At 73.4% G+C, this 18,954-nt stretch carries 15 protein-coding genes; 12 read left to right on the top strand and 3 right to left on the bottom strand.

The features are described 5' to 3' along the window. Positions 1 to 102 precede the first annotated feature (102 nt). Positions 103 to 597: a cysteine dioxygenase gene (locus tag E4U91_RS14045; protein WP_067233642.1), complete on the bottom strand. Its 495-nt coding sequence runs from the start codon at positions 595 to 597 to the stop codon at positions 103 to 105. A 726-nt stretch (positions 598 to 1,323) separates the two neighbouring features. On the opposite strand from E4U91_RS14045, the gene E4U91_RS14040 reads away from it, so the two are divergent. The 3 genes from E4U91_RS14040 to E4U91_RS14030 all read left to right on the top strand — a co-directional run bounded on the left by E4U91_RS14040 (position 1,324) and on the right by E4U91_RS14030 (position 7,037). Further along, the gene (locus tag E4U91_RS14040) at positions 1,324 to 1,587 is read left to right on the top strand and encodes a WhiB family transcriptional regulator (RefSeq protein ID WP_003975777.1); all 264 of its coding nucleotides are present in this window, start codon (positions 1,324 to 1,326) and stop codon (positions 1,585 to 1,587) included. Between the two features lie 216 nt (positions 1,588 to 1,803). Beyond that, positions 1,804 to 5,517 (top strand): glycosyltransferase family 2 protein, encoded by a 3,714-nt coding sequence (locus E4U91_RS14035; RefSeq protein ID WP_137307172.1) that lies wholly within the window; start codon positions 1,804 to 1,806, stop codon positions 5,515 to 5,517. Then, positions 5,514 to 7,037, top strand: coding sequence for a DUF5719 family protein (locus tag E4U91_RS14030; protein WP_137307171.1), 1,524 nt, complete (start codon positions 5,514 to 5,516; stop codon positions 7,035 to 7,037). Before E4U91_RS14035 ends, E4U91_RS14030 begins: the two co-directional genes overlap by 4 nt. A 36-nt stretch (positions 7,038 to 7,073) precedes the next feature. On the opposite strand, the gene E4U91_RS14025 is transcribed toward E4U91_RS14030, so the two are convergent. Further along, entirely contained in the window at positions 7,074 to 7,523 is a 450-nt protein-coding gene (locus E4U91_RS14025; protein ID WP_137307170.1) for a metallopeptidase family protein, read from the bottom strand. A 294-nt stretch (positions 7,524 to 7,817) separates the two neighbouring features. Here E4U91_RS14025 and E4U91_RS14020 point away from each other — a divergent pair, with 294 nt between their 5' ends. The 8 genes from E4U91_RS14020 (at position 7,818) to E4U91_RS13985 (ending at position 16,332) form a co-directional block, all read left to right on the top strand. Further along, the gene (locus E4U91_RS14020) at positions 7,818 to 8,234 is read left to right on the top strand and encodes a DUF3499 domain-containing protein (RefSeq protein WP_079084057.1); all 417 of its coding nucleotides are present in this window, start codon (positions 7,818 to 7,820) and stop codon (positions 8,232 to 8,234) included. A 224-nt stretch (positions 8,235 to 8,458) separates the two neighbouring features. Beyond that, positions 8,459 to 9,823: a phosphomannomutase/phosphoglucomutase gene (locus E4U91_RS14015; RefSeq protein ID WP_137307169.1), complete on the top strand. Its 1,365-nt coding sequence runs from the start codon at positions 8,459 to 8,461 to the stop codon at positions 9,821 to 9,823. 178 nt (positions 9,824 to 10,001) lie between these two features. After that, positions 10,002 to 10,172, top strand: coding sequence for a Trm112 family protein (locus E4U91_RS14010; protein WP_079084056.1), 171 nt, complete (start codon positions 10,002 to 10,004; stop codon positions 10,170 to 10,172). Between the two features lie 158 nt (positions 10,173 to 10,330). Further along, positions 10,331 to 11,464, top strand: coding sequence for an SIS domain-containing protein (locus tag E4U91_RS14005; protein WP_137307168.1), 1,134 nt, complete (start codon positions 10,331 to 10,333; stop codon positions 11,462 to 11,464). A 46-nt stretch (positions 11,465 to 11,510) separates the two neighbouring features. Continuing rightward, positions 11,511 to 12,662 (top strand): mannose-6-phosphate isomerase, class I, encoded by a 1,152-nt coding sequence (manA, locus tag E4U91_RS14000; protein WP_137307167.1) that lies wholly within the window; start codon positions 11,511 to 11,513, stop codon positions 12,660 to 12,662. Positions 12,663 to 12,806: 144 nt separating this feature from the next. Then, a complete protein-coding gene (locus E4U91_RS13995) occupies positions 12,807 to 13,787 on the top strand; it encodes a cation diffusion facilitator family transporter (RefSeq protein ID WP_137307166.1) in 981 nt (326 codons plus the stop codon). A gap of 295 nt (positions 13,788 to 14,082) precedes the next feature. After that, positions 14,083 to 15,540: an adenosylhomocysteinase gene (gene ahcY / locus E4U91_RS13990; RefSeq protein ID WP_137307165.1), complete on the top strand. Its 1,458-nt coding sequence runs from the start codon at positions 14,083 to 14,085 to the stop codon at positions 15,538 to 15,540. Positions 15,541 to 15,717: 177 nt separating this feature from the next. Then, on the top strand, positions 15,718 to 16,332 hold the full coding sequence (locus E4U91_RS13985; protein WP_137307164.1) for a hypothetical protein: 615 nt from the start codon (positions 15,718 to 15,720) through the stop codon (positions 16,330 to 16,332). A 42-nt stretch (positions 16,333 to 16,374) separates the two neighbouring features. On the opposite strand, the gene E4U91_RS13980 is transcribed toward E4U91_RS13985, so the two are convergent. Then, positions 16,375 to 17,331, bottom strand: a complete 957-nt coding sequence (locus E4U91_RS13980; RefSeq protein WP_137307163.1) for an RDD family protein — start codon at positions 17,329 to 17,331, stop codon at positions 16,375 to 16,377. Between the two features lie 149 nt (positions 17,332 to 17,480). Between E4U91_RS13980 and E4U91_RS13975 the strand changes: the two genes are divergently transcribed. Then, the gene (locus E4U91_RS13975) at positions 17,481 to 18,488 is read left to right on the top strand and encodes a stage II sporulation protein M (RefSeq protein WP_137307162.1); all 1,008 of its coding nucleotides are present in this window, start codon (positions 17,481 to 17,483) and stop codon (positions 18,486 to 18,488) included. The last annotated feature ends 466 nt before the right edge of the window (positions 18,489 to 18,954 follow it).

Raw genomic sequence — 18,954 nt, 5'->3', positions numbered from 1 at the left:
CGGTCACGGTCACCCGGCGGTCGGGGTCGCGGCCCTCCGGCGGTCGGGCTCGCGGTCCTCCGGCGGTGACCGGCCCGCGTCCGCGGGCCCGTGGTTCGCGGGTCAGGCGGTGACCGGACTCGCCTCGCAGCGGGCCTCGGTGTGCATCGGCATCTCCGTCAGCCCCGGGAAGTACACGTGCAGGCTGACCGCCGGCTCCAGCGCGTCGTTGACGACCTCGTGCACGTAGCCCGGCGCGAACACCCGCTGGTCGCCCTCGCGCAACGCGCGCGTGTCGCTCCGGGTGTGCTCGGTCAGGGTGCCGGACAGCACGGTCAGCACCCCCGAGGAGCGGCCGTGGTCGTGCGACCCGCTGCCCTGGCCGGGCACCCAGGACAGCAGCCACACCTCGTAGCCGGGACCGGTGCGCAGCCGGTGGTACCAGCGCGTGGTGGCGTCGTAGCGCACCAGGTGCGCCCACTGGGAGCGGTCGGCGGCGATCGAGCGGGCGAGACCGGCGAACTCGGCGACGGTGGCCGGGTGCTCGCGGGGGGTCTGGAGCAGGTGCGGGACTTCGAGGATGTCGCCGGCGATCTGGAGGTCGCTGTCGCTGTTCATGGGTGCGGTGGTTCCTCGGCGGAGTGGGGGGTCGGCTGGGTGTCGCGGTGCCGTCCGCCCGGGTCACGGGGGACAGGAGGGGCCTGGTTCAGGCGGGGAACAGACAGCCGAGTCGCGGTGGACTCAGGGGAGGGTCAGCCGGAGCGCGGTCGGCTCAACAGCTGGAACAGCAACAACAGCTACGGCGAGCGCGGGCAGCACCGTCGGACCCGGCGGAGCGGGTCGAGGTGGGTGCCAAGTTCGCGAGCATGCCCACAAGGACAGCGGTTCACACCCGGGGTGTCAACTCGGCACCCGGAATGTGGGACGGGTTTCACCTCATCCGGTTCATCTGTCAGGTGAAAGGTTTGTTCACCGGGAACCGGGGACACATGCGCCACATGCCGGGCGCGCAAGCCCCGTTGCGATCCCGTGATCCGACTGTGATCCGGTTCGCTTCGGCGCGCGTGTCGGAACGGGATCGATCCCCAGGACGTCCTCCTCCGTACAGGCCCCCACGGGGCCGAGCCGGGGAGGAGGCCCTCGGGGGTCCCTCTCTGCGTGTCAAGGTTTATGCCGATTTGAACACTTAACGCACGGCCTTGGTTCCGCAGAGTGAATAAGGGGCCCAATAGCAGATCTCGGCTTGACTCGCCCGGAGCAGCACACTTGTAATTTCACTCGTGTCGTTCAGCCGGGATCGGTAACGGCAACGTCACGGGGACGCGAAACGGACGAGGGGCGCACATGACCGAGCTGGTGCAGCAACTGCTGGTCGACGACGCGGACGAGGAACTCGGCTGGCAGGAGCGCGCACTGTGCGCCCAGACCGACCCCGAGTCCTTCTTTCCGGAGAAGGGCGGCTCCACCCGCGAGGCGAAGAAGGTCTGCCTCGCCTGCGAAGTCCGCTCCGAATGCCTCGAGTACGCCCTCGCCAACGACGAACGCTTCGGCATCTGGGGCGGTCTGTCCGAGAGGGAGCGGCGCCGCCTGAAGAAGGCGGCGGTCTGACCCGGGGGCGCCACCCCCGCGCGCGTACCGCGCACGTCGAGGGCACTGCCCGCGTCCGCACCACCGGTGCGAACGGCCCGTGGCCCGTGGGTTGTCCACAGGCGGCGGGCCGTCGTCATGCCCAGCCGATAGTGTGGGCGCTCGTCCGAGACGCCCCGCCGTGCGCACGCGGCACAGGCGTCCACCGCAGTCCATCGAACCGGGGCCCGTACCTCGATGTCCGCGTACAGCCACTCGACAGCGCATCACGACGCCGCTGCCACGGCGGGATCCGACCCGACCCACCTGCCGGGATCCGACCCGACCCGTCCCCCCGAGTTCCCGCGTCACGTGGTGACCGCGGTCCTCGTCTCGCACGACGGGGCCCGCTGGCTGCCCGACGCGCTCGCCGGCCTGCTCGGCCAGGAGCGGTCCGTGCAGTCCGTCATGGCCGCCGACACCGGCAGCGCCGACCACTCCGCGCAGCTGGTCACCGAGGCCCTCGGCGCCGACCGGGTCCTCCACCTCGCCCGCCGCACGGGCTTCGGCCAGGCCGTCGAGGAGGCCACCCGCACGGCCCCGGTCCTCACCCCCGACGACCTGCCGTACCTCAAGCGCCCCAGCGGCTGGGACCCCGTCACGCGCACGTGGCGCGACGACGCCTACGACCTGCCCGAACTCCCGTACGGCGAACCGGTCCAGTGGCTGTGGCTGCTGCACGACGACTGCGCGCCCGAGCCCGACGCCCTGGCCGAGATGCTGCGCGTCGTCGACACCGAACTCGAACTGGGCCGCGACGACGTGGCCGTGGTCGGCCCCAAGCTGCGCGGCTGGTACGACCGCCGGCAGCTGCTGGAGGTCGGCGTCTCCATCGCCCCCTCCGGCCGCCGCTGGACCGGCCTGGACCGCCGCGAGCAGGACCAGGGCCAGCACGACCACGTGCGCTCCGTGCTGTCGGTGTCCACCGCGGGCATGCTGATCCGCCGCGACGTCTTCGAACAGCTCGGCGGCTTCGACCGCCGGCTGCCCCTGATGCGCGACGACGTCGACCTGTGCTGGCGCGCGCACGCCGCCGGCCACCGCGTCCTGGTCGCCCCCGAGGCGGTCGTCCGGCACGCCGAGGCGGCCTCCCGCGAGCGCCGAACCGTCGACTGCGCGGGCCGCACCACCGCCTCCCCGCACAAGGTCGACAAGGCCGGCGCCGTCTACACCCTCCTCGTCAACAGCCGTACGGCGGCGCTGCCGTGGGTCCTCGTGCGCGTGGTCGTCGGCACGCTGCTGCGCACCCTCGCCTACCTCGTCGGCAAGGTCCCCGGCCAGGCCCTCGACGAGATCCGCGGCCTGCTGGGCACGCTGCTGCGGCCCGAGCGGATCGTCGCCGGACGCAAGAGGCGCGGCCGCCCGGCCGTCGACAAGGACGAGCTGCGGCCGCTGTTCCCGCCGCCCGGCGCGACCGTGCGGGCCACCGTCGAACAGGCCGCGGGCGACCTCTTCGGCTCCTCAGACGCCGAGGCGCCCTCGGCCGGCCGGCACGGCGGCGGCCTGGAGTCCGGGCCCGGCGGCGACGACGCCGACTTCCTCGAGGTCGAGCAGTTCGCCCGCCTCAAGCGCATCGCCCGCAAGCCCGGCCCGGTGCTCTTCCTGCTCCTGCTGGCGATCTCCCTGGTCGCCTGCCGCAACCTCCTCGGCGGCGGCGCGCTCGCCGGCGGCGCCCTGCTGCCCGCCCCGGCCGACGCCTCCGAGCTGTGGTCGCGCTACGCGGACGCCTGGCACCCGGTCGGCGCCGGCGGCACCCCGTCCGCGCCGCCCTACCTCGCGGTCATCGCCACCCTGGCCACCCTGCTGTTCGGCTCGACCGGCCTCGCCCTGACGGTCCTGCTGGTCTGCTCGGTGCCCCTGGCCGGGTTCACCGCGTACTTCGCCTCCCGCCCCCTCGTCGAGTCCCGGCTGCTGCGCGCCTGGGCGGCCGTCGTCTACGCCTTCCTGCCCGCCGCCACCGGCGCGCTCGCCGGCGGCCGCGTCGGCACCGCCGTCCTCGCGGTGCTGCTGCCGCTCCTCGCCCGCGCGGGCGTCGCTGCCGCCGGCCTCGCCCACCGGCCGGGCACGCGCGGCAGCTGGCGCGCCACCTGGGCCTACGCGCTGCTGCTGACCGTCACCACCGCGTTCACGCCCGTCGTGTGGCCGATCGCGCTGGTCCTCGCCCTCGCCGTACTGGCCCTGCGCCGCGCCGACCTCCCCGCCTACGGCCTGCGCTTCCTGGCCCAGCTGGGCACCCCCCTGCTGGTCCTGGCGCCCTGGTCGCTGTCCCTGCTGCCGTTCGGCTTCTTCACCCAGGCCGGCCTGGACCACGGCGCCTCCGCGGCCTCCCCGCTGGACCTGCTCGGCGCCAGCCCCGGCGGCCCCGGCACGGTGCACGGGCTGATGCTGATCGGCATCGTCCTCGCCGCGCTGGCCGCCCTGCTGCGCGCCGAGCGCCACCGCAGCGTCCTCACCGCCTGGGCGGTGGCCCTGGCCGGCCTGGTCTTCGCGGTCCTGTCCAACGGCTCCACGTGGGCCGGTCCCGCCACCCTCGTCTACGGCATCGCCCTGCTCACCGCCGCCGCGCTCGGCGCCGACGGAGCACGCGCGCGGGTCGCCGAGCAGAGCTTCGGCTGGCGCCAGCCGGTCGCCGCGCTGATCGCCTTCGCCTCGGCCGCGGGCCCGCTGCTCGTCGCCGTCGGCTGGATGATCGGCGGCGCCGACGGGCCGCTGGAGCGCCGCGACCCCGTGCAGGTGCCCGCGTTCGTCGCCGAGGAGGCGGGCACCCGCGACCAGGCCCGCACCCTCGTGCTGGACAGCGACTCCGCCGCCCACGTCGACTACATGCTGGTGCGCGGCTCCGGCGCCCGCCTCGGCGACGCCGAACTGGCAGCCGCCGACGGGGAGAACGCCCGGCTCGACAAGGTCGTCGCCAGCCTCGTCGCCGGCTCCGGCGCCGACCAGGCCGACGAACTCGGCAAGTTCGCCGTGGCGTACGTCCTCGTCCACAAGGGCGCCCCGCGCGAGGTCACGCGCGTGCTGGACGCCACCCCGGGCCTGAAGCGGCTCAGCCAACAGGACGGCAGCGCGCTGTGGGCGGTGGACCGCGAGGTCTCCCGCGCGGCGATCGTCACCGCCTCCGGCTCCGGCACCCCGACCCCGGTCGCCGCCGGCCCCGTCGAGCTGCACACCACGGTCCCCGCGGGCGCCGACGGCCGGATCCTGCGCCTGGCCGACTCCGCCGCCGAGGGCTGGACGGCCACCCTCGACGGCAAGCCGCTGGAGCGCACCACCGTCGACGGCTGGGCCCAGGGCTTCGAGCTGCCCTCCTCCGGCGGGAAGCTGGACGTCACCTACGACGACCCGTTCACCCACACCCTGTGGCTGTGGACGCAGGGCCTGCTCGCCCTTGTCCTCGTGGTGCTGGCCCTGCCGGGCCGCCGCCGCGACGTCGACGACGACCTCCCCGAGGAGGAGCCGGTCCCGGCCGAGGCCGTCGCCGGCGAGGGCCGCCGCGCCCGCCGCCTGCGCGACCGCGCGGAGGCCGCCGAAGCGGGCGCCCAGGACGACGACGTCCCGTCGCCCGGCACCCCGCAGGCCCCGCCCGTGGTCCCGCAGCAGCGGCCCTACGACGAGTGGGACACCCCGGCGACGTACGCCGACGGCGACCACGGGGGCTACCCCGACGGCGCCTACCAGGGGGCCCCGCAGTACCCCGCGGGCGGCTACGACCAGCAGACGTACGACCCCTACCAGGCCGGCTCCTACGACCCGTACGGCTACGACGGCCAGGCGCAGCAGGCGCCGTACGACCCGACGGCGTACCCGCAGCAGCCCTACGACCCGGCGTACGGCCAGGGCTACGACCCCGCGTACGACCCGGCGCCGCAGCACCCCCACGGCCACGAGCGCCCCGACGGGAGCCAGCAGTGAACCGCACGACCTTGTCCCTGTTCGCCGGCGTGGCCGCGCTCGCCGCCGTCACCGGATTCGCCGCGCTCGACGCGCCCGACACCTCCGGCGCGGACACCGCCAGGGCGGCCGCCCAGCTGCCCGTGGAGCGCACCGGCCTGGTCTGCCCGGCGCCCAGCACCTCCGACCTCGCGGAGACCGCGTACACGTCGTTCACGCCCGTCACCAAGGGCGCGGCGGGCAAGGGCACCGGCCACCTGACCGCCGCCACCGAGGAGTCCACCGGCGCCACCGGCAAGACCGGCGGCAAGACGGGCAAGTCCAAGGAGAAGGGCGGGAAGACGGCGGCCAAGCCCGTCCTCGTCCCGAAGGCGCCCGGCACCCCGGCCACCGGCAGCACCAGCGGCGGCACCACGCCCGCGTACCTGGGCACCGCCGAGGGCTCGTACGCGCCCGGCTGGACCGTCCAGCAGACCACCGAGGTCGCCGCGGGCACCGGCCGCGGCCTGCTCGGCGTCAACTGCACCGTCCCGGACACCGAGTTCTGGTTCCCCGGCGCCAGCACGGCCGCCGACCGCACGGACTACGTGCACCTCACCAACCCCGACGACTCGGCCGCCGTCGTCGACATCGAGCTCTACGGCCCCGACGGCGCCCTGCAGACCACCGTCGGCGAGGGCATCACGGTCCCGCCGCACGCGAGCGACCCGGTCCTGCTGTCCACGCTGACCGCCGAGAAGCAGGACGCGGTCACCGTCCACGTCAACGTCCGCAGCGGACGGGTCGGGGCCGCCGTCCAGGCCCTGGACGACAAGCTGGGCGGCGACTGGCTGGCCTCGGCCGGCGACCCGGCGGGCAGCCTGGTGATCCCGGGCATCCCCAAGGACGCCGTGTCCGTGCGGCTGGTCGCCTTCGCGCCCGGCCACGCCGACGCCGACCTGAAGGTCCAACTGGCCTCCTCCACGGGGCTGATCACCCCGGCCGGCCACGAGACGCTGCACGTCAAGGGCGGGATGTCGGCCTCGGTCGACCTGGGCGACGTCACGCGCGGCGAGGCGGGCTCCCTGGTGCTGACGCCGACGGACGACGCGGTGCCGGTCGTCGCCGCCGTCCGGGTCGTGCGCGGCAAGGGCGACGACCAGGAGTCGGCGTTCATCCCGGCCACGGCCGCCGTCGGCGCGCGCGCGTCGGTCGCCGACAACCGGGCCAAGGCCGCCACGCTGTCCCTGACGGCGCCCACCGGCACGGCCCAGGTGAAGGTCACGTCCTCGGCGGGCAGCGAGGGCGGCGCGACGGCGTCCCAGACGTACACGCTCAAGCCCGGCACGACCCAGGACGTCGTGCCGCCCGCGCCGCAGGGGCTGAAGGGCACGTACGCGATCACGGTGGAGCACGTCTCGGGGGCGCCGGTGTACGCGTCGCGCACCCTGCTGTCCACCGACAAGGACACCCCCGGCTTCACGATCCAGACGCTCCCCGACGACCGCGGGACGGTGTCCGTGCCGGAGGCGGACGAGGACCTGGACGTGCTGCAGCGGTAGGCGGGCCGCGGCGGGAGGGGGCGGGGCCCGGTCCGGTCAGTCCTCGCCGTAGCGGGGATCGACCGTCTCCGGTGTCAGGCCCAGCAGTTCGGCCACCTGCTCCACGACGACCTCGTGCACCAGCGCGGCCCGTTCGTCCCGTCCCTTGGTGCGGATCTCGACGGGCCGCCGGTACACGACCACCCGCGCCCGGCGCCCGTCGCGGGCCGGGATCGTCCCGCCGAGCGGCACGGCCTCGTCGTTCCACGGCCCGTCCGCCCCGTCCAGCCGGGGCACCTCGAGCACCATGAAGTCCATCTCGGCGAGCTGCGGCCACCGCCGCTCCAGACGCTCCACCGAGTCCTGCACCAGGTCCGCGAACGCGTCGGCACGGCTGGCCGCCAGCGGCACCTGCGGCGGTGCGATCGGCCCGCGCATGCCCCGCCCGTGGCGATCACGTCGGCGGGGCCCGGGGCCTGCGGCACGGGGCGGTACGGGGTTGTCCATCACTACCGAAGCGTAGCCGTCGCCGCGTCCCGGCGCCCTGCCCGACGCCAGGGACCGGACACCGTCCGACCTCGTCCACGGTGTGTCGTGGGATGACCATTCCAGCCAAGGTTGGGCTCGATTCCGTATCTCTCCGGGACCGGGGATCTCGTGCCAATTGATGGCCTTTGCACCGATCGGTGACCGACCGGATCGGTCCCCTCTGTCGCCAGGGCTGGTGTTCACCCAGGTCAGAGAGGTATGACAGGAGTGATCTGTGGGGCGTTTCACAACACGACACGGTGGAGTGACCTGGTGGAGAGTCGTCGCGGCCCGCTCAAGAGTGCGGTACCGTCCAACGTCGTGAGCCCTGTACGTCGCTGTTCGCGCACCGCTTGCGGCCGACCCGCCGTCGCGACGCTGACGTACGTCTACGCCGACTCGACCGCGGTCCTCGGCCCGCTCGCCACCTACGCCGAACCCCACTGCTACGACCTGTGCGCCGAGCACTCCGAGCGCCTGACCGCCCCGCGCGGCTGGGAGGTCGTCCGCCTGCTCGACGGTTCGGCCCCCGCCCGGCCCAGCGGTGACGACCTGGAAGCGCTCGCCAACGCGGTGCGCGAGGCGGCCCGCCCCCAGGAGCGGGCGGCCGGCGGCGGTTCCCGCGGGGCGGACCCGATGGAGGTCGCCCGCCGCGGCCACCTGCGGGTGCTGCGCTCCCCGGACAACTGACCGGGACAACTGACTCGGACGACTGCCCGGGACGACTGATCCGGTCAACTGGCCCCCGCCGCGCGCCAGTCCGGCTCCCACGCCCTTCCTCAGGCTCGGCCGGTCCGCTCCGCGTCCCTCTCCAGGGTGATGCCGCCCCCCTCCAGGGTGCAGTTCCGGTATGCCCGTTGACGGGCCCGTACCTGTAGTTTGTGGCGACCGAATGGACCTGAGGAAGGGTGACCGTGGCTGCTGACCTGTCGCAGATCGTGAAGGCGTACGACGTGCGCGGCGTGGTCCCGGACCAGTGGGACGAGTCGCTGGCCGAGCTGTTCGGCGCGGCCTTCGCCCAGGTGACCGGCGCCCGCGCGATCGTCGTCGGCCACGACATGCGGCCCTCCTCGCCCGGCCTGGCCGCCGCCTTCGCGCGCGGTGCGGCGGCCCGCGGCGTCGACGTCACCGGCATCGGCCTGTGCTCCACGGACCAGCTGTACTACGCCTCCGGCGCGCTCGACGTGCCGGGCGCCATGTTCACCGCCTCGCACAACCCGGCCCAGTACAACGGCATCAAGCTGTGCCGCGCGGGCGCGGCGCCCGTCGGCCAGGACACCGGCCTCGCGGAGATCCGCGCCCTGGTGGAGGGGTGGAGCACCACGGGCGCGCCCGAGCCGGCGCAGCGGCAGGGAACCCTCACCCGGCGCGAGACGTTGGAGGACTACGCGGCGCACCTGCGCTCCCTCGTCGACCTGACCTCCGTCCGCCCCCTGAAGGTCGTCGTCGACGCGGGCAACGGCATGGGCGGCCACACCGTCCCGACCGTCTTCGCCGGCCTGCCGCTGACCCTGGTGCCGATGTACTTCGAGCTGGACGGCACCTTCCCCAACCACGAGGCCAACCCCCTGGACCCGGCCAACCTGGTCGACCTGCAGAAGCGGGTCCCCGTGGAGGGCGCCGACCTCGGCATCGCCTTCGACGGCGACGCCGACCGCTGCTTCGTCGTCGACGAACACGGCGACCCGGTCTCGCCGTCCGCGATCACCGCCCTGGTGGCCGCCCGGGAGCTGGCCCGCAACGGCGGCACGGGCACGGTCATCCACAACCTGATCACGTCCTGGACGGTCCCGGAGGTCGTGGAGGAGAACGGCGGCACCCCCGTGCGCACCCGCGTCGGCCACTCCTTCATCAAGGCCGAAATGGCCCGCAGCGGCGCCATCTTCGGCGGCGAGCACTCGGCCCACTACTACTTCAAGGACTTCTGGAACGCCGACACCGGCATGCTGGCCGCCCTGCACGTCCTCGCGGCCCTCGGCGGCCAGGACGGCCCCCTGTCCGCGCTGGTCGCCCAGTACGACCGCTACGCGGGCTCCGGCGAGATCAACTCCACGGTCGCCGACCAGGCGGGGCGCATCGCCGCCCTCAAGGCGGCCTACGGCGACCGCGAGGACGTCACCCTCGACGAACTCGACGGGCTCACCGTGTCCGCGGCCGACTGGTGGTTCAACGTCCGCCCCTCCAACACCGAACCGCTGCTGCGGCTCAACGCGGAGGCGCGCGACGAGGCGACGATGGCCGCGGTACGGGACGAGGTCCTGGCCGTCATCCGCGCCTGACGGCAGCCCCGGAGCGGGACCGCGACCGGGCGGCGGCGGAGGTGGCCGTCACCCCGCGTCGGCCGTTCCACCGGCGGTACCCTGACCAGGCACATCCGCACACGCGCGCACAACGCGCCACACCCGTGCGGCGCAGCACCCGTACGACCCGTACGACCCATCTCGAAGGGACAGCCCCATGCCGCTCGAAGCCGGCCTTCTGGAGATCCTCGCCTGCCCGGCCTGCCACGCGCCCCTCAAGGAGCAGGACGCCGAGCTGGTCTGCACCGGACAGGACTGCGGCCTGGCGTACCCGGTGCGCGACGGCATCCCCGTCCTGCTCGTGGACGAGGCCCGCCGCCCGGAGTGAACCCAGCGCGGTCCCACGGAACACCCGCGGCCGCGCCCCGAGGCCCCGGCCTCCACGGGCGTCCGGCACCGCGGCCGGCGTACCGCCACGGATCCGCGTCCCCCCGCCACCCGGCGCCCGCACCCCCGACGACCACCGGCGATCGGAGACCTGACGCCATGCTCGACGAATCGCTCCTCGACACGCCGGAGGCCCTGGCCGACGCCGACCGTCGGGCCCTGCTGCGCGGTGCCGCCGAGGCCGGTGCCCGGGTGCGCACCGCGGCCCGGCACGCCGCCGAGGCCGGGGTGGGGCAGCTGAAGCCGGACGGCCGCCCCCGCGCCGTCCTCATCGCCGGCCCCGGCGCCGCCGCCACCTGCGCCGCCGACCTGCTCGGCACCCTCGCCGGCGCCGCCTGCCCGGTCACCCGCCTCGCCCCCACCGGCGTGGCCCCCGCCGCGGGCGCCCTGCGCTGGGACCTCCCCGGCTGGGCCGGATCGCTGGACCTGCTGCTCATCGCCACCCCGGACGGCGGCGAACCCGGGCTCTCCCTCCTCGCCGAACAGGCCTACCGCCGCGGCTGCACGGTCGTCGCCGTCGCCCCCGCGGGAGCCCCGCTCACCGAGGCCTCCGGGGTCGCGCACGGCCTGTTCGTGCCCATGGCGACCGCGCCGTACGAGCAGGACGACCTGCCGCCGGCCGCGGCCTCCGCCCCCGGCGTCCTGTGGGCCCTGCTCACCCCCATGCTGGCGCTCCTGGACCGCATCGCGCTGCTCTCCGCCCCCGCCGACGCGCTGGAGAAGGTCGCCGACCGCCTCGACCGCGTCGCCGAGCGCTGCGGCCCCGCCGTCGCGACCTACAGCAACCCGGCCAAGACCCTCGCCGCGGAACTCGCCGACACGCTGCCCGTCGTCTGGACCGAGGGCGTCTCCGCCGGACCCGCCGGCCGGCGCTTCGCCGCCGCGCTCGCCGAGCTGTCCGGCCGGCCCGCGCTCGTCGCCGAACTCCCCGAGGCGCTCGCCGAGCACAGCGCGCTGCTCGCCGGCCCGCTCGCCGCCGGCGCCGACCCCGACGACTTCTTCCGCGACCGCGTGGAGGAGCCGCCCGCGCTGCACGCCCGCGTGGTGCTGCTCCGCGACCGCCCCATCGGCGGCCTCACCGCCGCCCCCGCAGCCCGTGACCTGGCCCTCGGCAACGACACGCCGATCAGCGAGCTCGAACCCGAACCGGGCGACGAACTCGAGACCCTCGCCGAGCTGATCGCCGTCACCGATTTCGCCGCCGTTTACCTGGCGCTCGCCTCCGGTGCCTGATCCTTGGCCCGACCGCCCCACGACGACAGCCCGCAGAGAGAACGGTATGGACCGCCTCGACAACACCGTCCGCCCCTACGCCTGGGGTTCGACCACCGCGATCCCCCAGCTCCTCGGCGTCGAGCCGACCGGTGAACCGCAGGCGGAGATGTGGATGGGCGCCCACCCCGGCGCCCCCTCCGGCACCGGCCGGGGCCCGCTCGACCAGGTGATCGAGGCCGACCCGGAAGGCGAACTCGGCACCGCGGCCGTGGCGAGGTTCGGCCCGCGCCTGCCGTTCCTGCTCAAGCTGCTCGCCGCCGGCGCCCCCCTCTCCCTCCAGGTGCACCCCGACCTGGACCAGGCCCGGCAGGGCTACGAGGACGAGGAGCGCCGCGGCATCCCGGTGGACGCCCCGCACCGCAACTACAAGGACGCCAACCACAAGCCCGAACTGGTCTGCGCGCTCACCGAGTTCGACGGCCTGTGCGGCTTCCGCGCCCCGGCCCACGCCGCCGACCTGCTCGAAGGCCTCGGCGTCGACTCCCTCACGCCGTACGTCGACGTGCTGCGCGCCCACCCCGAGGACGCCGCCCTGCGCGAGGTCCTCACGGCCCTCCTCACCGCCGACCGCGCGGAGCTGGCCCACACCGTCGACCTCGCCGCGGCCGCCTGCGACCGCCTCGGTGGCGACTACGCCCCCTACGCCGGCATCGCCCACCACTACCCCGGCGACCCCGGCGTCCTCGCCGCGATGCTCCTGAACCACGTCCGGCTCCAGCCCGGCGAGGCCCTGTTCCTCGGCGCGGGCATCCCGCACGCGTACCTCAGCGGACTCGGCGTCGAGATCATGGCCAACTCCGACAACGTGCTGCGCTGCGGGCTGACCCCCAAGCACGTCGACGTCCCCGAACTCCTGCGCGTGGTCCGCTTCGAGCCCCGCGACCCGGGCGTGCTGCGCCCCGAGGCCGCCCCCGACGGCGAAGAGGTCTACGAGACGCCCATCGACGAGTTCCGCCTGTCCCGGTACGTCCTGCCCCGGGGCGCCGGCGCCCACGACCTGACGCGCGCCACCCCGCAGATCCTGCTCTGCACCGCGGGCACGGTCCGGGTGGGGGATGAGGAGCTCTCGGCGGGGCAGTCGGTGTTCGTCGCCGCGGGCGAGAAGGCCGAGGCGTCCGGCGCGGGCACCCTGTTCCGCGCTACGGTCATCGCCTGATCCTGACAACAGGATCGTATGACCGCGTCTGTGGATACCTGAGAAGCCAGTGGCGAACCGGGCTGCAAGAATGGCCCACCGGCAAAGAGCGGGCAAAGGCCCGACCGGCGTAGGCGGACGACGGCGAAGGGACAACGCGGACACATGAGCGCGTCAGGCGGCACCAGGGCGATCGTGGCGGCACTCGGAGCCAACCTCGCGATCGCGGCATCGAAGTTCGTGGCGTTCGCGTTCAGCGGCTCGTCGTCGATGCTCGCCGAGGGCGTGCACTCCCTCGCCGACTCCGGCAACCAGTTCCTGCTGCTGGTCGGCGGCAAGAAGGCACAGCGCGAGGCCACCCCGCAACACCCGTTCGGATACGGCCGCGAGCGCTACATCTACGCCTTCCTCGTCTCGATCGTCCTCTTCTCCGTCGGCGGCATGTTCGCCATCTACGAGGGCTACGAGAAGATCCGCCACCCGCACGAACTGGAGCACTGGTACTGGCCCGTGGGCGTGCTCGTCTTCGCGATCCTCGCGGAGGGCTACTCCTTCCGCACGGCCATCCGGGAGTCCAACCAGCTGCGTGGCAAGCTCAGTTGGTCCCAGTTCATCCGCCGCGCGAAGGCACCCGAGCTGCCCGTCGTCCTGCTGGAGGACTTCGGCGCGCTCATCGGCCTGGTCCTCGCCCTCGGCGGCGTCGGCCTCGCCCTGCTGACCGGCGACGGCGTCTGGGACGGCATCGGCACCGTCCTCATCGGCGTCCTCCTCGTCTGCATCGCGCTGGTCCTGGCCGCCGAGACGAAGTCGCTGCTCCTCGGCGAGTCCGCGGGCCTCGAGGAGGTCCGCAAGATCGAGACCGCCGTCGTCGACGGCCGCACCGTCACCGGCATCATCCACATGCGCACCCTGCACCTCGGCCCCGAAGAGCTCCTCGTCGCCGCGAAGATCGCCGTCCAGCACGACGACACCGCCGGCGAGGTCGCCGCCGCCATCAACGCCGCCGAGGCCCGGATCCGCGAAGCCGTCCCCATCGCCCGCGTCATCTACCTCGAACCGGACATCTACAGCGAGACCGAAGCCGCCCGCGGCGCCGACCGGGACGCCACCCCCGGCGGTCCCACACCCCACGCGGCCGGTCACTGAACGTCACGGCGCCCCCTCACCTGCCGCTACAGGACGGCACGCGAACGGCTCGATCCGACCGCGGGCGGACTGGGGGCCGCCGCCGTGTCCGGTGTAGCTTGGAACGGAGCCAGACGTCGCTGCTGATGGCGGTCGGGCGGTCCCGACACGGACCGACCGAGGGAGAGAGGGCCTCCGACGGACTGCGCTGCGCGTACGCGGGCATGCCTGTGCCCTCCTTCGGGCACCCCGGTGTCCGCCGCCGCGCAGACCAGCCGTACCCAGACCTCGCCCCAACCCCGAGGAGCAGCTCGCAATGACGACTGTCGACAACCGACAGGACTTCAAGGTCGCCGACCTCTCCCTGGCCGAGTTCGGCCGCAAGGAGATCACCCTCGCCGAGCACGAGATGCCCGGCCTGATGGCGATCCGCAAGGAGTACGCCGAGGCCCGGCCCCTGGCCGGCGCCCGGATCACCGGCTCCCTGCACATGACGGTGCAGACCGCCGTCCTCATCGAGACCCTGGTCGCCCTCGGCGCCGAGGTCCGCTGGGCGTCCTGCAACATCTTCTCCACCCAGGACCACGCCGCCGCCGCCATCGCCGTCGGCCCGAACGGCACGCCGGACAACCCGCAGGGCATCCCGGTCTTCGCCTGGAAGGGCGAGACCCTCCAGGAGTACTGGTGGTGCACCGAGCAGGCGCTGACCTGGCCGGACAGCCCCACCGGCGGCCCCAACATGATCCTCGACGACGGCGGCGACGCCACCCTGCTGGTCCACAAGGGCGTCGAGTACGAGAAGGACGGCAAGGTCCCCTCGCCCGACACCGCCGAGTCCGAGGAGCACCAGGTCATCCTGGAGCTGCTCACCCGCACGGTGGCGGAGTCCCCCCAGAAGTGGACGCAGCTGGCCTCCGAGATCCGCGGCGTGACCGAGGAGACCACGACGGGCGTGCACCGCCTGTACGAGATGCAGCGTGACGGGGTGCTGCTGTTCCCGGCGATCAACGTCAATGACGCGGTGACGAAGTCGAAGTTCGACAACAAGTACGGGTGCCGGCACTCGCTGATCGACGGCATCAACCGGGCCACGGACACGCTGATCGGCGGCAAGACGGCCGTGGTGTGCGGGTACGGCGACGTCGGCAAGGGCTGCGCGGAGTCGCTGCGCGGGCAGGGCGCCCGGGTGATCATCACGGAGATCGACCCGATCTGCGCGCTGCAGGCGGCGATGGACGGCTACCAGGTCACCACGCTCGAGGACGTGGTGGAGACGGCCGACATCTTCATCACGACCACGGGCAACAAGGACATCATCCTGGCCTCGGACATGGCGCGGATGAAGCACCAGGCGATCGTGGGCAACATCGGCCACTTCGACAACGAGATCGACATGGCCGGCCTGGCGAAGATCGAGGGCATCGTCAAGGACGAGGTCAAGCCGCAGGTCCACACCTGGACGTTCCCGGACGGCAAGAAGATCATCGTGCTGTCGGAGGGCCGTCTGCTGAACCTGGGCAACGCCACCGGCCACCCCTCGTTCGTGATGTCGAACTCCTTCGCGGACCAGACGCTGGCGCAGATCGAGCTGTTCACCAAGCCGGACGAGTACCCGGTAGGTGTGTACACGTTGCCCAAGCACCTGGACGAGAAGGTCGCCCGCCTGCACCTGGACGCCCTGGGGGTCAAGCTCACCACCCTGCGTCCGGAGCAGGCCGCCTACATCGGCGTCGACGTCGAGGGCCCGTACAAGTCGGACCACTACCGCTACTGAGCCGGTGACCTGGTCGCCGGCCGCGCGGTCCCGCGCACCGGCGACCACCACGGCCGGCCACCGGCCGGACCTCCGAGGCAGGCCCCCGCACCCCCGTGTCGGGGGCCTGCCCCGTCGGCCGTCCCGGCCGGGCCACCGCCACGGCGCCCGGCCAGCCCGTCACGACCCAGGACCCCCATGCCCCGCGGCCGCTATGCGCTCCACGACCCGCACGACCACACCCCCCTCGCCGAAGAACACTTCCAGTGCGCCCCCGGGCCCACCGGCTGGCGCTACGTCGCTCGACGGACGACGCCCACCGGCGAGCACACCGGCTCCGTCGACCTCACCCTGGACGACCTCGGCCGCCCCCTCCGCCTCGAACTGCACGCGGGCAGCTGGCAGGTGCGCGGTGCCGCCCTCGACGGCGTCACCTGGGTCCGCACCGACCCCACCGGAGCCCATGCCACCGAAGGCACCGTGCGCGCCCACGCCTTCACCGGCACGTCCCCCGCGTTCCTCGTCGCCACGGCCCGGCTCCTGCGCCTCACCCCCTCCGCCGCCGCGACCCGCGTCCGTCTCGTGGCCCTCACCGACCCGGTGCTCGCCCCGCGCACCGTGGACCAGTCCTGGGCCTTGGTCGACAGCGAAGCACACGCCACTGACAACGGCCCCCTGACCGTGGACACCTACCAGGTCACCACCCTGGACACGGGCGAGCAGCACTCCGTGCACATAGCCGGGGACGTGGTCCTCTCGGCGCCCGGCATCGAGCTGGAGGACCTGGAGTCACCGCCGTCGACGTTCGCATGACCCGGACCGCTCCCCGGAGCGACCGACCGCGGCCACGCCGCGTCAGGCGGGCGGGACGAACCCCGTGCCCGAACGCCGGCCGGCCGACTGCTCGGAGGATCCGTCGCCCGAAGAGCCGGGGGAAGGAGCCACGGAACCCCCAGCAGCCGGGGGAGCGAATGTCGGGGCGGCCGCCGGAGCGCTCGGCAACGGACCGTGCGCGGGCGCCGCAGGAGGAACGGGAGCGTACAGGGTGCTCGACGGAGCGGTGGGCGCCGGAGAGGCCCGCCGGACCTCCCGCGCCTGCCGCTCCTGCACCACCGCCGCCAGGTACGCGGCCGGTGGCACGCCCTCCGGCGCGGGCGCCCCGGTGTGGGCCACCAGGTCCCCGGCCAGCCGCTGGGCCATGGTCCAGCCGACCTGCGGGTCCAGCTGGTGCATCCGCCCCAGGTACTGGCGGATCGCCAGCCACAACCCTTCCGGCACCGCCGACAGGTCGAGTCCAGAGAACCGTCCGGCCAGCCACGGCGGAGGTGGCGCGACGAAACCGGTCCGCGCCACCGGCACCCGCTCCCGCACGACCAGCGTCCCCGCGAACACGTCACCCACCCGACGCCCCCGCGCCGACACCAACGACGCGATGCACGCGACCACCCCGCCCGTCAGCAGGATCTCCACCACCCCGATGGCGCCCCGCACGAGCGCGTGCCGGAACCGGATCGGCCCGCCGTCGTCGCGCACCACCCGCAGACCGCACGCGGCCTTCCCCAGCGAACGCCCGTGGCTCAGCGTCTCCACGGCGATCGGCCCACCCACCAGCACCAGCAGGAACGCGGCGATCGACACGGCGACCTGCGCCGCGTCGTCCAGCGAAGCGGTCCCCAGGACCAGCGCGACGGACACGCCCACGTAGACCACGACGGCCACCGTCAGGTCCAGCAGCGTGGCCAACGCCCTGCTCGGCAGCCTGGCGGGCTGCAGCTCCAGCGCCACCGCCTCGCCGGTCACCAGCTCACTCACGTCCGCGTCCTCTCCCCTGACCTGCCCCGCGACCGGCCAGTCTGCCAAGCTGAGCACACATCGCGCCGCAGTACGACAAGCTGACATCCGGGCCGGCCGCCCCCGCCCTCCGACGACAGCCGACGAACAGCCGAGGAGCAGGCACACCGATGGACCTCGACGTCTTCGTCTCCGCCCACCGGGCCGAATGGGACCGCCTCGACGCCCTGCTGCGCCGCCAGCGCCGCCTCACCGGCCCCGAGGTCGACGAACTCGTCGCGCTCTACCAGCGCACCGCCACCCACCTCTCCCTCATCCAGTCCAGCGCGCCCGACCCGCAGCTCACCGGCCGGCTCAGCCAACTCGTCGCACGCGCGCGAAGCGCCGTCACGGGCGCCCGCCGCGCCTCCTGGCGCGACGTGACCCGCTTCCTCACCCACGCGTTCCCCGCCGCCGTCTACCGGTCGCGCCACTGGTGGGTCCCCACCGCGCTCCTGTCGACGGCCCTGGCCGTCCTCCTCGGCTGGTGGATCGGCACCCACCCCGAGGTGCAGGCCACCATCGCCACCCCCAGTGACCTGCGCGAACTGACCCGCCCCGGCGGCGAGTACGAGACCTACTACTCCAGCCACCCCGCCGCCGCCTTCGCCGCACAGGTGTGGACGAACAACGCGCAGGCGGCCGCGATGTGCCTCGTCCTGGGCGTCTTCCTCGGCCTGCCCGTCCTGTGGATCCTCTTCCAGAACATGCTCAACCTGGGCATCGGCTTCGGCCTCATGTCCTCCGCGGGCCGCCTCGACACCTTCCTCGGCCTGGTCCTGCCGCACGGCCTGCTCGAACTGACCGCGGTGTTCGTCGCCGCCGGCACCGGCCTGCGCCTCGGCTGGACCGTCATCGACCCGGGCCCCCGCACCCGCCGCACCGCACTGGCCGAAGAAGGCCGGGCCGCGGTCGGCATGGCCATCGGCCTCGCCCTGGTCCTGTTCGTCTCCGGCGCCATCGAAGGCTTCGTCACGCCCTCCGGCCTGCCCACCTGGGCCCGCATCACCATCGGCGTGACCGCAGAGCTCGCGTTCCTCGCTTACGTCTACGTCCTCGGTGGCCGGGCCGCGCGCACGGGGGAGACGGGTGACGTGGCGGCGGCCGAGCGCAGCGCCACCGTGCCGACGGCCGCCTGATGTGCGGTCACGCCCGCTGAGCTGCTAGTGTCCTCTTCGCCCCGCAGGAGCTGTTGACACGGTTCCGGTGGGGAGGTAGATTCGAACAGTTGCCTGGAACTGGATCTCATCCGGTCGGCAGCGGTTAGTATCTACAGGTCTCACGGAACGCAGATTCCAGAGAGACCCACCCGACAAAATCGGAAACGACCGCCGGTCAAACCGGCTCAGAGCTTCTGATAAAGTCGGAAACGCCGGAAAGGGAACCGCCAAACAAAAGCGGTCGACTGGAAAGCACCGAGGAAATCGGATCGGAAAGATCTGATAGAGTCGGAAACGCAAGACCGAAGGGAAGCGCCCGGAGGAAAGCCGCGAGAGAGTCTCTCGGGTGAGTACAAAGGAAGCGACCGTTCCTTGAGAACTCAACAGCGTGCCAAAAATCAACGCCAGATATGTTGATACCCCGTCTCCGGTCATCACGACCGGG

Origin of the sequence: Streptomyces lasalocidi (assembly GCF_005280215.1) — a bacterium.
Lineage (GTDB): Bacteria > Actinomycetota > Actinomycetes > Streptomycetales > Streptomycetaceae > Streptomyces > Streptomyces longwoodensis.
The sequence above is the reverse complement of the archived record's forward strand: the minus strand, read 5'-3'. Positions and strand labels throughout refer to the sequence as shown.

Bases quoted from the DNA above. Each gene is read 5' to 3' on its own strand.
- E4U91_RS14045 (WP_067233642.1), bottom strand. From the start codon at position 597: ATGAACAGCGACAGCGACCTCCAGATCGCCGGCGACATCCTCGAAGTC.
- E4U91_RS14040 (WP_003975777.1), top strand. From the start codon at position 1,324: ATGACCGAGCTGGTGCAGCAACTGCTGGTCGACGACGCGGACGAGGAA.
- E4U91_RS14035 (WP_137307172.1), top strand. From the start codon at position 1,804: ATGTCCGCGTACAGCCACTCGACAGCGCATCACGACGCCGCTGCCACG.
- E4U91_RS14025 (WP_137307170.1), bottom strand. From the start codon at position 7,523: ATGGACAACCCCGTACCGCCCCGTGCCGCAGGCCCCGGGCCCCGCCGA.
- E4U91_RS14010 (WP_079084056.1), top strand. From the start codon at position 10,002: ATGCCGCTCGAAGCCGGCCTTCTGGAGATCCTCGCCTGCCCGGCCTGC.
- E4U91_RS14005 (WP_137307168.1), top strand. From the start codon at position 10,331: ATGCTCGACGAATCGCTCCTCGACACGCCGGAGGCCCTGGCCGACGCC.
- manA (WP_137307167.1), top strand. From the start codon at position 11,511: ATGGACCGCCTCGACAACACCGTCCGCCCCTACGCCTGGGGTTCGACC.
- E4U91_RS13995 (WP_137307166.1), top strand. From the start codon at position 12,807: ATGAGCGCGTCAGGCGGCACCAGGGCGATCGTGGCGGCACTCGGAGCC.
- ahcY (WP_137307165.1), top strand. From the start codon at position 14,083: ATGACGACTGTCGACAACCGACAGGACTTCAAGGTCGCCGACCTCTCC.
- E4U91_RS13985 (WP_137307164.1), top strand. From the start codon at position 15,718: ATGCCCCGCGGCCGCTATGCGCTCCACGACCCGCACGACCACACCCCC.
- E4U91_RS13975 (WP_137307162.1), top strand. From the start codon at position 17,481: ATGGACCTCGACGTCTTCGTCTCCGCCCACCGGGCCGAATGGGACCGC.